The sequence below is a fragment of the Acinetobacter sp. TSRC1-2 genome (assembly GCF_049895885.1).
In the GTDB taxonomy this organism is placed as follows: domain Bacteria; phylum Pseudomonadota; class Gammaproteobacteria; order Pseudomonadales; family Moraxellaceae; genus Acinetobacter.
Genome location: NZ_JAFCTF010000002.1, coordinates 150,188 through 165,340 on the forward strand (window position 1 = coordinate 150,188; position 15,153 = coordinate 165,340).

At 42.4% G+C, this 15,153-nt stretch carries 13 protein-coding genes; 12 read left to right on the forward strand and 1 reads right to left on the reverse strand.

Annotated features, from left to right (window positions below):
- Window positions 1–152 precede the first annotated feature (152 nt).
- From ACP69Y_RS03720 to ACP69Y_RS03755, 8 genes are all read left to right on the forward strand, one after another.
- Window positions 153–1,172 (forward strand): sulfate ABC transporter substrate-binding protein, encoded by a 1,020-nt coding sequence (locus ACP69Y_RS03720; RefSeq protein ID WP_425916306.1) that lies wholly within the window; start codon window positions 153–155, stop codon window positions 1,170–1,172.
- Between the two features lie 236 nt (window positions 1,173–1,408).
- Window positions 1,409–2,332, forward strand: coding sequence for a 16S rRNA (cytosine(1402)-N(4))-methyltransferase RsmH (gene rsmH, locus ACP69Y_RS03725; RefSeq protein WP_425916308.1), 924 nt, complete (start codon window positions 1,409–1,411; stop codon window positions 2,330–2,332).
- Entirely contained in the window at window positions 2,332–2,664 is a 333-nt protein-coding gene (gene ftsL / locus ACP69Y_RS03730; protein ID WP_425916310.1) for a cell division protein FtsL, read from the forward strand. The genes rsmH and ftsL overlap by 1 nt, the downstream gene beginning before the upstream one ends.
- A gap of 13 nt (window positions 2,665–2,677) precedes the next feature.
- Complete coding sequence (ftsI, locus tag ACP69Y_RS03735) at window positions 2,678–4,501, forward strand: penicillin-binding protein PBP3 (RefSeq protein WP_425916312.1); 1,824 nt, start codon at window positions 2,678–2,680, stop codon at window positions 4,499–4,501.
- 10 nt (window positions 4,502–4,511) lie between these two features.
- On the forward strand, window positions 4,512–6,008 hold the full coding sequence (locus ACP69Y_RS03740; protein WP_425916314.1) for a UDP-N-acetylmuramoyl-L-alanyl-D-glutamate--2,6-diaminopimelate ligase: 1,497 nt from the start codon (window positions 4,512–4,514) through the stop codon (window positions 6,006–6,008).
- Between the two features lie 9 nt (window positions 6,009–6,017).
- On the forward strand, window positions 6,018–7,424 hold the full coding sequence (locus ACP69Y_RS03745) for a UDP-N-acetylmuramoyl-tripeptide--D-alanyl-D-alanine ligase (RefSeq protein WP_425916316.1): 1,407 nt from the start codon (window positions 6,018–6,020) through the stop codon (window positions 7,422–7,424).
- The gene (gene mraY / locus ACP69Y_RS03750; RefSeq protein ID WP_425916318.1) at window positions 7,424–8,542 is read left to right on the forward strand and encodes a phospho-N-acetylmuramoyl-pentapeptide-transferase; all 1,119 of its coding nucleotides are present in this window, start codon (window positions 7,424–7,426) and stop codon (window positions 8,540–8,542) included. Before ACP69Y_RS03745 ends, mraY begins: the two co-directional genes overlap by 1 nt.
- Before the next feature lie 79 nt (window positions 8,543–8,621).
- Entirely contained in the window at window positions 8,622–9,425 is an 804-nt protein-coding gene (locus ACP69Y_RS03755; protein WP_425916320.1) for a putative RNA methyltransferase, read from the forward strand.
- Window positions 9,426–9,466: 41 nt separating this feature from the next.
- On the opposite strand, the gene ponA is transcribed toward ACP69Y_RS03755, so the two are convergent.
- On the reverse strand, window positions 9,467–11,986 hold the full coding sequence (gene ponA, locus ACP69Y_RS03760) for a penicillin-binding protein PBP1a (protein WP_425916322.1): 2,520 nt from the start codon (window positions 11,984–11,986) through the stop codon (window positions 9,467–9,469).
- Window positions 11,987–12,151: 165 nt separating this feature from the next.
- Here ponA and ACP69Y_RS03765 point away from each other — a divergent pair, with 165 nt between their 5' ends.
- From ACP69Y_RS03765 to ACP69Y_RS03780, 4 genes are read left to right on the forward strand one after another with little or no spacing between them, the layout of a single operon-like run.
- Window positions 12,152–13,225, forward strand: coding sequence for a pilus assembly protein PilM (locus ACP69Y_RS03765; protein ID WP_425916324.1), 1,074 nt, complete (start codon window positions 12,152–12,154; stop codon window positions 13,223–13,225).
- The gene (locus tag ACP69Y_RS03770) at window positions 13,212–13,853 is read left to right on the forward strand and encodes a PilN domain-containing protein (protein ID WP_425916326.1); all 642 of its coding nucleotides are present in this window, start codon (window positions 13,212–13,214) and stop codon (window positions 13,851–13,853) included. Before ACP69Y_RS03765 ends, ACP69Y_RS03770 begins: the two co-directional genes overlap by 14 nt.
- Window positions 13,850–14,575, forward strand: coding sequence for a type 4a pilus biogenesis protein PilO (locus ACP69Y_RS03775; protein ID WP_425916328.1), 726 nt, complete (start codon window positions 13,850–13,852; stop codon window positions 14,573–14,575). Before ACP69Y_RS03770 ends, ACP69Y_RS03775 begins: the two co-directional genes overlap by 4 nt.
- Window positions 14,575–15,102: a pilus assembly protein PilP gene (locus tag ACP69Y_RS03780; RefSeq protein ID WP_425916330.1), complete on the forward strand. Its 528-nt coding sequence runs from the start codon at window positions 14,575–14,577 to the stop codon at window positions 15,100–15,102. Before ACP69Y_RS03775 ends, ACP69Y_RS03780 begins: the two co-directional genes overlap by 1 nt.
- Window positions 15,103–15,153: the final 51 nt, after the last annotated feature.

Consider the following 15,153-nt stretch of genomic DNA (forward strand, 5'->3'; position numbering starts at 1 on the left):
TAAAGGCCTTTATTTAATTATTTGTAAATAAAACAATCAATTATAACAAATAGCAGCGTGTTTTTTTAAGTATAAAATTGTATGTATGAATTGCGATTTATGATTTTATTTCATATATTTAGCAGTAATGAAGATAACTTGTCTGTACTGTGATGAAAACTCAATTTAAAGCGTTATTCAGTGTGGCATTGCTGGCAACCGGCATTGCTTTTACTGCAACGACTGCTCAGGCAGCAGATCGTGAATTTTTAAACGTCTCCTATGATGCAACGCGTGAATTTTACGATGAATTCAATAAATCCTTTGGTGCTTACTGGAAAGAACGTACCGGTCGTACTGTAAATTTTAAACAGTCGCACGGTGGTTCAGGTAAACAAGCGCGTTCAGTCGTGGATGGTTTAAAAGCTGATGTGGTTACTCTGGCGTTAGCCAACGATATTGAAGAAATTGTAAAATCAGGACAAATCCAGCCAGGTTGGCAAAAAGAGTTCCCTCATAACTCTGCACCTTATACCTCTACCATCGTATTTATGGTGCGTAAAGGCAATCCCAAGCATATTAAGGACTGGTCTGATTTAACTAAACCGGGCGTACAAATTATTACCCCAAATCCTAAAACAGGCGGTTTACCACGTTGGGTTTATTTATCCGCTTGGGGGTATGCACTTAAACAACCGGGTGGTACTGATGCTACAGCCAAAGACTTTGTCGGTAAAATGTACCACAACGTAAAAGTGATGGATTCTGCTGCACGTGCGTCAATGACGACTTTTGCTGAACGTGGCATTGGTGATGTGTTACTGACTTGGGAAAATGAAGCCCTCGTGACTCAAAAGACCCTGGGTAAAAACAAGTTCGACATTATCTATCCGTCTATGTCAATTTTGACTGAACCTTCAGTGGCGATCGTGGATAAAAATGTCGAAAAAGATGGCAACAAGTGGTTAGCCAAAGGCTATATCAACTACTTGTATTCGCCATTGGGTCAAGACATGGCAGCAAAATATTTCTACCGGCCACGTAACCCGGAAGTATTAGCTAAATACTCTGCACAATTTCCTAAACTTAAAACCTTCACCATTGATGAAGTGTTTGGTGGCTGGGCTCAAGCACAAAAAACTCACTTTGTGAATGGGGCAACCTTCGATCAGATTTATAACACACGTAAATAAATGAATGATTTGTGATTTAAAAAGCCTCCTGCATTGGAGGCTTTTTTATTTCCGACAAGATATATTTTTAAAATGATCTCAATGCGGATCAAATATGAGCTAAACCTGAGTTGAATAAATCTAAAAACGGTTTTCTCTATGAAAAGTAATATTTCCCTACAAAAAGTCGTTTGGAGCTTTATCAAAACAAGGTAATAATGTGCAGTTACATTTTTCATAGTATTGATTGAACCCTTATGTCGCATATTTCTGTATTACTTCACGAAACTGTTGATGCCTTATTGGCAGATCGAAATACAGGAATTTATGTCGATGGTACCTTTGGTCGAGGTGGTCATACCCGTTTATTGCTTTCTAAGTTAGATGAAAATGCACGTGTATATGGGTTTGATAAAGATCCACAAGCTTTAGAAACTGCGGCATTATTAGAACAGGAAGATTCACGTTTTAAAATTATTCATGCCAGTTTTGCAGATTTAAAACATGAGCTTGAAGCGCGTGGCATTGGTTTGGTTGATGGCGTGATGGCAGATTTAGGGGTGTCATCTCCGCAACTCGATCAGGCTGAACGTGGTTTTAGTTTTATGAAAGATGGACCACTCGATATGCGTATGGATAATTCAAAAGGTCCGACTGCAGCTGAATGGCTGGTAAATATCGAAGAGGAAGCCTTGGCCAATATTATTTTTCAATATGGGGAAGAACGTTATAGTCGTCGTATTGCCAAAGCCATTAAAGCTGCTGGCTATATTGAAACAACTGCACAACTGGCTGAAATTGTAAAAGTTGCCCATCCGAAATGGGAAAAAAATAAACATGCGGCAACCCGAACTTTTCAGGGCATCCGTATTGCCATTAATAAAGAATTAGAAGATATTGAAGCTTTCTTGCCGCAAGCGGTGGATGTGCTAAAAACAGGGGGACGTTTAGCTGTGATTAGTTTCCACTCGCTAGAAGACCGTTTAATTAAACAATTTATTCAAAAAGAATCGACGTTAGCGGAAGATACCAGTTGGGGTATGCCACAAGAACGGGAAGACACCCGTCGGTTAAAGAAAATTTCCCGTGTACGTGCCAGTGAAGAAGAGATTAAAGCTAATTTTCGTTCACGTAGTGCATGGCTTAGAGTTGCAGAACGATTAGCTTCGAAAGGCGAATAATGAAAACTGAAGTTATTGAAAAGAAAACAGAAAAATTGGCGATGAAAAAAACCATCAGTTATGTCGTTTTACTGGTATTGGTCTTTTTTAGTGCAATTATGGTGGTTTTTCAAGTTTTTGAATACCGTCATGATTACCGTGAACTAAGTGCCTTTAATCGGGAAAGGGATGACCTGAATGCAGAGTGGGGGCGTTTGCTCATTGAGCAGCAAACCTTTGGTGCAACAGCGCAAATTGGCACACGTGCTGTGACTCAGTTGCGAATGTACTCCCCACCTGCAGCGCAGACGGTTGTAATTTCTTTACCAATGACTTCAGAAGATAAAAAATAAGGCTAGCTGTAATATGGTGGACAAGAGAAACAAGCAAGTGCGTAAAAAGCAGCAGTCTATTAGTGATAAAAATACCCTTAGCGTGGATATGTGGCGTTTTTATCTGATGTGGAGTGTAGTTTTACTCTGCTTTTTAGCTTTAGTGGGTCGTGCATTTTACGTGCAGGTCATCAACAAAGACTTTTTACAAAACAAAGCCAATGCCAATATTTTAAGAACTGAAAAAGTCAAGGCGATGCGTGGCGTGATTTATGATCGTCATGGTGTGCCCTTGGCCATTAGTACACCGGTCATGAAAGTGGTCATTGATCCGCGTGACTATTTCGAAACTAAAAAACAGTTTGATGAGATTACTGCTGAACTGGCTAAAGATCCAAATAACCGCAAGTTAAAACGTCAATTACCGGATAAAAACTTAAACCTGGACGAACTTGCGGATGCGGTTGGCATTGATCGTGCCGAGTTAAAAAAGAAAATGAACGAGAAACCACGTTCACGCTATTTGGTTCTGCAAAAAGAAATTCCACCGCAGCAAGCTGAACTGATCGCCAAACGCGAGTTCCAAGCGGTTTATACCGAGAAAAACTATAAGCGTTACTATCCTCAACCGCAGCCGAATGCACAAATTATTGGCCTAACCAATAGCGAAGGCACTGGGATTGAAGGTCTGGAAATGCAGCTAAATACTGTTTTATCCGGTCATGATGGTGAACAGCAGATCGTACGTGATAAAAAAGGCAACCGTTTTAAAGATCCGGAAGTGATTAAAGAAGTTGAAGCTGGGGAAAATATCACCTTAAGTATTGATTCACGTCTGCAATATATTATGTACCGTGAATTGACCGCGGCTGGTGTAGCCAATAACGCCCGTTCAGCCACTGCCATAGCAGTGGATATCAAAACAGGTGAAATTCTGGCAATGACCAGTTGGCCCTCTTACAACCCGAATGATAAAAAAAGTTTAGGCAATAAAGATGCCATGCGTAACCGTGGGGCAGTGGATTCATTTGAACCGGGTTCAACCATGAAACCCTTGACGGTCGCTATGGCTCTGGAAAGTGGTAAATACACTGCAAATTCAGTAGTGAATACTTCACCGGGCAGTATGCGCATTGGTAACCATACCATTCGTGATACGCATAACTATGGTGCACTGACTTTGGGTGGCATCATCCAGAAATCATCTAACGTCGGTGTTGCGAAACTTGCATTGTCCTTGCCTTATGCCACCTTGCCGACCTTTTATAAGCGTGTAGGAATGGGGCAGCGTTCAGCAGTGAAATTCCCGGGTGAAAGTGGAGGTTTAATCTTGCCACCAAGCAAATGGAATGTCTCTGAAGTGGGCACCATGGCTTATGGTTATGGCTTAAATGCGACAGTGCTGCAAATTGCGGATGCCTATGCCATGCTTGCCAATAAAGGCGTCAAGGTTCCTTTAAGTTTATATAAATTGGAACAGCCACCGAAGGGTGAGCAAATCGTTGATGCAAAAATTGCCGATCAAGTGCTGTTGATGATGGAAACAGCGACATTGCCAGGCGGAACTGCTACACGCGCCACTATTCCGGGTTATCGTGTGGCCGGTAAAACAGGTACTGCCCATAAGCTCCGTGCTGACCGCAAAGGCTATTCAACCAGTGAATATCGTGCTTTATTTGCCGGTGTCGCACCAGTGAGTGATCCGCGTTTAGCCATGATTGTCGTGGTGGAAAATCCTCAAGGCTCTTACTATGGTGGTACGGTATCTGCCCCTGTATTTGCACGCGTAATGCAAGAATCGCTACGTTTAATGAACGTACCTTTAGATAAACCTTTAGATACTCCCAAAATCCAGTAACAGGTGATGAATGTCCCTTACATTTCAAGATCTTTACACTGCCGCAGAAATCACTGGATGGATGACTAAGCCATTCAGTGGCTTTGGTTTAGATAGTCGTAAAGTTGAGCCAGGGCAAATTTTTATTGCCCTGAATAGTTTTTCCCAACCTGAAAAAACCTTGCAGTTTGCCCAGTCGGCTTTGGCAAATGGTGCCTTGGCTGTGATCAGTGAAGCGGATTTAGGGTTGGAAAATAGTCTCATGGTGCCGAATGTCCGTCATCTGATGGGACAGTGGCAAAAACAATATCTGCAAGCGACTCAGTCAGTACCCGCAGCACGAATTCTTGCAGTGACAGGAACCAATGGTAAAACTACCATTTCAAGACTTGTTGCTGAATTATTGATGTTGCAAGGTAAAAAATGTGCAGTGATGGGGACTACGGGTAACGGAATTCTGCCGAATCTGGAAGCGTCTTCGCATACCACATTAGATGCCTTACATCTACAAAATGCCTTGCATGGCTATGCTCAAACTGGCGCTGAATTCGCCGCGATTGAAGCCAGTTCACATGGTCTGGAACAAGGTCGTTTGAATGGATGCGATATTGAAATTGCAGCCTACAGTAATTTAAGCCGTGATCATCTGGATTATCACGGTACGCTTGAAGCGTATGCTGAAGCCAAGTCATGCTTATTCAAATTTCCGACTTTAAAAGTCGCGATTATCAATATTGATGATGAATATGCCAAAATCATGATTGATGCGGCAAAAGCTAATCCTGCACAACCGAAAATTCTGACGTATTCAACCACGCAAACTGCGGATTATCAGGTTGAAGATATTCAATACAGTTTAAATGGTGCAGACTTTAAACTGATTACCCAGCAAGGTAAGTTTGATGTGCAGAGTCCGTTACTGGGTCATTTTAATGTAGAAAACCTGGTGGCAAGTTTAGTGACTGCAGAGCAAGCCGGCTTTGATCTTGCCACACTAATTTCAACAGTTGGACAATTGAAAGGTGCACCGGGTCGTATGCAGGTGATCCGTGATGCAGACCGGTTATTTGTGGTGGATTATGCACATACACCGGATGCCTTAATTCAGGTGCTCAAAACTTTAAAACGTCATGTATCGAATCAATTGTGGGCTGTGTTTGGTTGTGGCGGTGATCGCGATCGTGGCAAGCGTCCACTGATGACGCAAGCGGCACTCAATGGTGCAGATATTGCGTTGATTACCTCAGATAATCCACGTACTGAAGATCCAAAACAAATCTTTGCTGACATGAAAGCGGGGATCAATTTTTCAGTTCATACTGTGTATGAAATTCATGACCGCCGTGAAGCAATTAAATTTGCCGTGCAAAAAGCACAAGCAGGCGATATTGTGGTTATTGCCGGTAAAGGTCATGAAAACTATCAAGAAATTGATGGGGTACGTCATTGGTTTGATGATGTGATTGAAGTGCAATCGGCAATTGCTAGCCAACATCACACTACAGCTTCAGCTTATCCGGCTCAATAGGAAACAAAAATGCATACATCGACTACCAGTACAGTGCCTTTGGAGCCGTGGACAGCTGCACAGCTTACTGAGGCCACTCAAGGTTACTGGTTGAATGAGAAAGTGCCTCAAGGCAACATTAAACGGATTTTGACGGATTCCCGTGATGCTGAAAAAGCCGATGCTTTTTTAGCGCTGCAAGGCGAACGTTTTGATGCACATGATTTTATTGCTCAAGTCGCCGCCAAGGGTTGTGAAATTGCCATTGTCAGTCATCCGGTCGATGCGGACATTTGTCAACTCGTGGTTGAAGATACGCGTTTGGCCCTCGGTCATTTAGGCGCTTATCGCCGCGCGCAAAATTCACAATTGAAAGTAATTGCGCTGACTGGCAGTAGCGGTAAAACTACCACCAAAGAAATGCTTGGTAGTATTTTATCGCGCTTGGCACCCACCTTGATTACTCGCGGTAACTTAAATAATGATTTGGGTGTGCCGGTGATGCTGTTAGAGCTGCGTGCTGAACATCAGTATGCCGTGATGGAGCTGGGTGCGAGTCATCAAGGTGAAATTGATTACACCTCAAATCTGGTGCAACCGCATGTTGCCGGAATCCTTAACATTGGTACGGCGCATTTGGGTGAATTTGGTGGACGCGATGGTATCTGTCGGGCTAAATCTGAAATTTATGCCCATATCGCCAAAACCGGTACCTCGATTGTACCGGCTGCAGATGATTTTACCGATACGATCCGTCAAGCCGTACAAACCGAACAAGTATTAAGTTTTGGCGAAAATGGTGATGTTTTTGCAACGGAAATTGAATTGCATCCGCAATCATCCAGTTTTAGTTTAAATACACCGAATGGTGTACGTCAGGTAAACCTGCCGTTTGCCGGTGAGCATAATGTCCAAAACGCCACTGCTGCGACCGCTTTCGCACTCGCAATTGGTGTGCCTCTAGATGATATTGTGATGGGTTTGGAACAGGCGATTGGTGCCAAAGGTCGCTTGAATTTTATTGCAGCTAAAAACCATTTGTTCATTGATGATACCTACAATGCCAATCCGACCTCGATGCGTGCAGCAGCTGAAGTGCTTGCTCAGCAAGAGGGGGTAAAAGTGATGGTGATTGGCGATATTGGCGAATTAGGTGCAAGTGCGGCACAACAACATTATATGTTGGGCCGAGATCTGGTTGCGACAGGCGTCAATTTTGTGGTGGCAGTGGGTGAGTTTGCACCGGCTACACAAGAAGGGGCACGTAGTACCCAATATGGTAAAAAAATGCAGGCTTTCCTGACCCAGGAACAAGCTTTGCCTTTCTTACTCAGTTTAATTGAAACACATCAACCTCAATCCATGAGTTTCCTGTTCAAAGGTTCTCGTTATACCCACATGGAAACATTGATGGCTGATTTGATGGAGAAAATTTAATGCTGTTATGGTTATTTGAACAACTTGCGGGTTATAACAGCTCGTTTCAGGTGGTTCGTTATTTAACATTACGTGCGTTGCTCAGTGTCTTAACCGCATTGACTATTGGACTGGTCTTAGGTCCAGTGATGATCCGCAAGCTACAAGCACTCAAATATGGCCAAGCAGTCAGTTCGTTTGCTCCTGAAGGTCATGCCAAGAAAATGGGCACACCCACTATGGGCGGGATTTTGATCCTGCTCTCGATTGGGATATCCACATTGCTTTGGGCTGATTTATCCAATCCTTATGTCTGGATTGTGCTTGGCGTGATGGTAATCTTTGGTGCCGTTGGCTGGGCAGATGACTGGATTAAAGTCCGTTATAAAGACAATGCTGGCTTGCCTGCAAAGAAAAAATTCTTCTGGACCTCAGTGGGATCGTTAGGTGCAGGTATTGCGTTGTATGTGATTGCGACGCAACAGGCGAATCCTGTGCATACTGCGAATATGCTGGATCTGCTGATCCCATTCTTTAAAAACATCAGTATTCCTTTTTCAGCCATTCCACTGGGTATTGGTTTTATTATCTTTACTTATTTGGTGATTAATGGTGCATCCAATGCAGTTAACCTAACTGACGGTCTGGATGGTTTGGCAATTATGCCTATCGTCTTGGTTGCCGCGGGTTTAGGAGTATTTGCCTACCTTGCGGGTGATGTTCGTTTTGCCAATTACCTGCATATGCCATATGTGAAATATTCATCTGAATTGGTGGTAATCTGCGCTGCAATGATTGGTGCGGGCTTGGCCTTTCTTTGGTATAACGCGCATCCTGCACAAGTATTTATGGGTGATGTCGGTGCATTATCTTTGGGTGCAATGCTGGGTACAATTGCTGTGATGGTTCGCCAGGAAATCGTCTTTGCAATTATGGGCGGTGTGTTTGTGGTCGAAGCCATTTCGGTATTCCTGCAAATTGGATCACTGCGTATGCGTAACAAACGTGTATTCCTGATGGCGCCGCTGCATCATCATTATGAGAAAAAAGGCTGGCGTGAAACTCAGGTGGTGATTCGTTTCTGGATTATCACAATTATGCTGGTGGTTTTAGGCTTAATGACTTTAAAATTGCGTTAAGCAAATATTCGAAAAGCCGGCATTTGCTCCCACATCTGCCGGCTTTTTTATCGCCTGATTTTAGGCACTGGAGAAAAATATGAATCTGCTGATATGTCCTGTCTGCCGTGAAGCCCTCAAGCTGACCGAGAAAACATGGCGCTGTATCAATAACCACAGTTATGACGTGTCAAAACAGGGTTATGTCAACTTGCATGTGGTACAGCATAAACACAGTAAAAACCCAGGTGATACTGTGGAGTCAGTACAAGCGCGCCGTGCATTTCTAAGTGCCGGTTTCTATGCGCCATTGCAACAGGCTGTAGTCGAAAAAATTCGTGACTTACGCATTGAGAACCTGCTTGATATTGGCTGTGGCGAAGGCTATTACACCAATGCCATGCAAGCTGAAGTGTTGCAGTGTATAGGAGTAGATATTGCTAAAAATGCAGTTCAGGTTGCAGCCAAGCTAAATAAAAATGTGACCTGGGTAGTGGGAACGGGTGCAACCTTACCTGTTTTGGATGCTTCAATTGACTTATGTAGCAGTTTGTTTAGTCCTATTCCAAAACAAGAAATATTGCGAGTGCTTAAGCCGAATGCATATTTAATGGTCGTGACCCCGGCGACTGAACACTTATATGCGATGCGTGAGGCATTGTTTGAAGAAGTCAATCCACATGAACCGCATAAGTTCGTTGATCAATTGGCAGATGTCTTTGAATTGGTAGATCAAAGTGTGATTGATGCGCCTTTTACCGTACAGCAAACGGACTTGAAAAACCTGATTGCCATGACCCCTTATGCTTATAAATCGAAACCTGAGCGTCGTCAGGCCTTAGAGCAGAACGAACACTTTGAGTTAAAAGGACAGTTCCAGATTTATTTATTTAAAAAGAAATAAGCCAAATAATAAAGCCCTCATCTGAGGGCTTTATTATTGCTTTATTCGAATACATCAAGAAGCTGTTCAATTGCATCCGGTCTATTATTGTTGGTTGGTTTTTGTGGGGTATTTTCTGGAGCTTGTATTTCTTCTCCAGGTAAATCATCAAAGTCACGTTCAGGTGCGCTTGTTGGGGCAACAGGCGCTGGACGGTACAATGGGCGAGCCAATGGTGGGGAAGAGCGATCCTCTCTAACCGGTTCACCAATAGTTACAGTCTGGGTACGGTTGGTTGGTGCTTTGGCATTTTTATCGAAATGAACCCATGCTGCTGGGGTGCCTTGCAAAGCATCACCCATAAAATTGGTCCAAATAGGTAAAGCGGCTACACCACCATATTCACGACGACCGAGGGTAGTGGGTTGGTCAAAACCCACCCATGTTACAGTAACAAGCTTGCCATTGAATCCAGCAAACCAGGCATCTTTAGCATCATTGGTGGTTCCTGTTTTACCACCAATATCGCCACGACCAATTTTAAGCGCCGCACGACCGGTACCCTGTTGAATCACATCACGCAGAATGTTGGCCATGTCATACGCAGAGCTGGATTTTAGAATGCGCTGTGCTTGGCGATATTTACTTTTTGATGCATCTAGTTGCAGTTGCGCCAGTTCTTTTTCTGCTTGCAGGGTTTGATTGGTGACTTCAATCACTTCGTCATCTGGGGTCACTGGTTCAGCTGATTCAGTCTCTTCTTTTTGATTGATACATGCAATACATGCATATTCTGGATTGCTTTGATAAATCACTTTGCCATAAGCATCTTCAATGCGGTCAATAAAATGTGGTTGAATACGGTAACCCCCATTGGCAAAGGTGGCATAACCCGTTGCCATTTGAATTGGGAGCACTTGAGGTGTGCCTAAAGCAATGGTGTAGTTGCGCGGAATTTGATTTTCCTGCAGGCCAAAATCCATGAATAACTGGCGTGTACGTTCAATTCCCACAGTTTGTAACAGTCGAACAGAAACAGTATTTCGAGATAAATATAAAGCACGACGTAAAGGAATCATCCCTAGATAACGCCCATCCGAGTTCCTCGGTGACCATTTGCCAATCGTAATCGGGCTGTCATTGACCATGCTATAAGGCGTCATACCACGTTCGAATGCCAAAGCATAAACAAACGGCTTAATGATTGAACCAGGCTGGCGCCAGCCTTGTAGCGCACGATTGAATTTAGATTGATAAAAATTATATCCACCAACAATCGCTTCAATTGCACCGTTATTTGGATTGATTGCAATCAGTTGACCCTGAACTTTAGGAATTTGAACCAGCGCCCATGAGGTCTTATTATCGTTAGGACGTAATCGAATAATATCTTTAACTTTAACAATTTGAGAAGCTTGACGTGGAGCAGGACCGACACTGTTGGCATTTCTATAAGGAGAAGTCCATGACATGCCTGACCAAGGCACGGTCACGGTAGAGCCATCTTGCATCATTGCATCAAAAGAATTGCTATTTACTTTAATAACTTTCGCTGGATAAGTATTTGCATAAGCGCTGAATTCAGTAAGTGGTTTGTCGTTTGCTTCAGCACCGCGCCAACCATGTCGACGATCGTAAGCTTCTAAACCTTCTTGCACCGCCTGCTCTGCATAAGCTTGGCGCTTACTGTCGACAGTTGTATAAACTTTATAACCAGAATCAATGGCTTGTTCGCCAAATTTTTCAACCAGTTCAGAACGAACCATTTCCCCGACATACGGATATTTGTTGTTAATGCCACGATCAGGCATATCTAGATTAACGGGTTCAGCAATTGCTCTTTGATATTGTGACTGATTGATATAACCCAATTGCAGCATACGTCCAAGAATCCAGTTACGACGTTCCAAGGCACGTGTTGGGTTAACCACAGGATTATATTTAGATGGTGCTTTGGGTAGACCAGAAATCATCGCCATTTGGGCAATACTCAGCTGGTCCAAGCTCTTGTTGTAATAGATTTTCGCTGCAGCAGCAATACCGTAGGCATTTTTTCCTAAGAAAATTTTATTTACATAGAGGGTTAGAATTTCTTCTTTAGTTAAGTTTTGTTCTATTTTGCGAGCCAGAAAAATTTCAGTCAGTTTGCGTTTCAGTGTCCGTTCAGGACTTAAATAATAATTTTTTGCCACTTGCATGGTGATGGTTGAACCACCCGTTTGGACATTTGATCCTGTGATGGTTTCACTTACCGCTCGTCCTAAGCTTTTAAAACTAATACCGCTATGTTCAAAAAAAGAGGAATCTTCTGCTGCCAGAAAGGCAGAGATAAATGGTTTAGGAATTTGTTTGTATTCTACAGGGACAGATAACTTGCCGCCATACTCTGCAATAAGCTCATTATCAGCACTATATACCTGCAAGGGCTTTAATAACGGCGCCTTTTTTAAAGTGGTCATTTTAGGTAAAGATGGGGCAATATAGAGATACATGCCATAGAATCCCATCGGAATTGCGACCAAGGTTATAATTATGATCAAAAAAAATGGATGAACATGTCCCGAACGAGATAGCTTTTTCATAACAAGTAAGTTTTAATAAGAGCTAATGGCAAACTAATTGGCGGTCAGTATAGCCTTTACACATACAGATTGTTAGATGCGTTATTGTATCTGTATAAAATTATAGACCAACCCCAATTAGTAGGTTACTTTTATTGGGGATAAAAAAATAATAGGAATTATATTGTGCTCAGGTTATATCGTAAGCCAAATAAGGGGTTAATTGGAGTAGATATTAGTTCTACTTCTGTTAAATTGTTAGAACTTTCTGTTAAAAGCGGTAATAGGTATTGGGTTGAAAGCTATGCGTTGGTGCCTTTGCCTGAAGGTAGTGTTGTCGAAAAAAATATATTGAATCCAGAGGCCGTGGGGGATGCGTTAGAGCGAGCACTTAATCTAGCAAATACCCAATCTACAGTTGCAGCCCTGGCAATTCCAACTTCAATGGTCATTACCAAAACGATTGAGATGGATGCGGATATGACGGATGACGAACGAGAAGTTCAGATTCGTATGGATGCAGAGCAATATATTCCTTTCCCCTTAGATGAAGCGAGTCTTGATTTTGAGGTGTTGTCGGAACGTTTGGCAAACCCGAATCGGGTGAATGTACTTTTGGTGGCTACTCGTATTGAAAATGTTGAAGCACGTTCAGAAGTATTGGAACTTGCCAACTTGACACCAAAAATTGCTGATGTTGAAAGCTTTGCTATCGAAAATGCATATCAAGTGTTTTCCGATACTTTACCTATGGGTGTCAATACAGTCGGTATTTTAGATATTGGCCATACCATGACCACCTTATCGGTCATGCAAAATAATAAAGTGATTTATACGCGTGAGCAGGTATTTGGTGGGAAACAACTCACTCAAGAAATTCAAAATCGCTATGGTTTGTCTTTTGAAGAAGCCGGCCGTGCCAAGAAAAGTCGTTCATTGCCTGATGATTATGATATCGAGGTTTTAGAACCTTATTTAGAAGCAGTGGTTCAACAGGCAGCCAGATCATTACAGTTCTTTTTCTCATCTTCACAATTTAACGAGATCGATCATATTTTATTGGCAGGCGGTAATGCCAATATTCCTGGACTCGCGAAGCTACTTCAACAAAAGCTGGGTTATCGTGTGACTATTGCCAACCCATTTTTACAAATGGGCTTTTCTCCACAAATTGATATTAAAAAGATAGAGAATGATGCTCCCTCACTCATGGTGGCATGTGGTCTGGCATTGAGGAGTTTTGTTAATGGCGAGAATTAACCTGCTCCCTTGGCGTGATGAGCTAAGAGAGAAAAGAAAAAAAGAATTTATTACCATTTGTATTGGGATGGCATTAATCGGGGCTTTAGCGGTCGCATTGGCATGGTTTTACTACGATCATAAACTTGAGGATCAAGAGCAAGCCAATCAGCTGATTACAAGTACCAATCAAAATCTTGATGTGCAACTGAAATCCTTGGAAGGCTTAGAAGCTCAACGAGATGCCATTATTGAGCGCATGAAGTTGATTCAAGGTTTGCAAGGGCAACGCCCGATTGCGGTTCGCCTCATTGATGAAATGGCACGCGTTACGCCAAGTAATCTGTACATTACGAAATTTGTTCGTACAGGGGATAAGTTTACCATTGAAGGTAAAGCTGAAAGTCCGAACACGGTTGCAGAGTTCTTGCGTAATTTAGAAGCATCAGCTTGGTATAGAAATGCATTTATGAATTCTTTTTTAGCTGTTGAAGAGCAAAAAGATAAGGCACCTAGTTCAGTGGTTCCACGTGTTGAAGAAGGTTATGGTGCATTCGTCATTACTGCTGACCTGGATGAAATTGCACAACCTACTACGCCCGAAGCATCACAAAATACAGCTAATTCAACAGTGGGGGCAGCACAATGAGTCTCGATGAATTTGATGAATTAAACCCAAACGAAGGTGTTGTTACTCCTAAAAAGAAGATGACGTTGGATAAGTTTCTTCAGCAGTTCAATACTTTGGATATGAATAATTATGGGAGCTGGCCATTATCCGTTAAAATCACTTGCTGGATTTTAATTGTGATGATGATTGGTCTTATGGGTTATTTTGCGATGATTAAAGGTCAAATAGAAGCAATTTCCAATGCCAGTGCTCAAGAGCAAAATTTACTGAATGAATTTCGTGAAAAAGATTCAAAGCTCCGTAATTTGCAACAGTTGCAAGCGCAGTTACAAGAAATGGAAGCGAATTTTAATCAGCAGCTTGAACAATTACCTAAAGAAACTGAAATTCCAGGATTGGTTGAAGATATCAACGTCAGTGGCGTGAATTCTGGTCTGAAATTTAAAAATATTCGTTTAGAAAATGAAATTAAGCAAGAGTTCTTTATTGAACAGCCTATTTCTATTGAAGCAACCGGTGACTATCATGCCTTTGGTTCTTTCGTTAGTGGTATTGCAGCACTTCCGCGTATTGTGACTTTGCATGATTTTGATATTACAGGTACGGAAAATAAAGAGAAGAAAACCGATATTCCTCAAATTACCTATAACGTTAAAGCCAAAACCTATCGTTATATCGGTGCTACGGATACTCAAGCAGCAGATGCTAATGCAACTGCTACAGCTGGGGGGGCACAGTAATGAAAATAGAAAAAATGACTTTAAGCCTACTAGTGGGTTTGTTATTGGTGGGGTGTGATTCTCGTATTGATGCGGTCAATGAGCAGATGGCGAGTATTCGTAATCAACCGCCATTACCTATTGAGCCGGCACCGGTTTTTCCACCTGTACCCACATTTGACTATGCAGCGCATCAACTGAAAAGTCCATTTTTACCGAGCTCACTTGCTGCTGAACTGAGGGTGATGGCAGGCAAGCGTGTCTATCCTAATTTGTCACGCCAGTTGAAACCTTTAGAAAGCTATGCCATTGAATCCTTGAATATGAAGGGAAGTATGCGTAGCCAGGCTGGGCAGATCTTGGCATTAATTCAAACACCAGATGGCGAAATAGAGCGCGTACAACGTGGTAGTTACATGGGTGTGAATCATGGTCGTGTGGTGAATATCACGCCAACACAAATTGATCTCATGGAAATTATTCCAGATGGACGGGAAGGATATGTAGAGCGTCCAAGAAGTCTGATATTAATTGGACCAGCGCCTTAAGTTTAAAGGAATAAAAATGAATAACAGTTTCAAAGATTTTATATTTGGGGA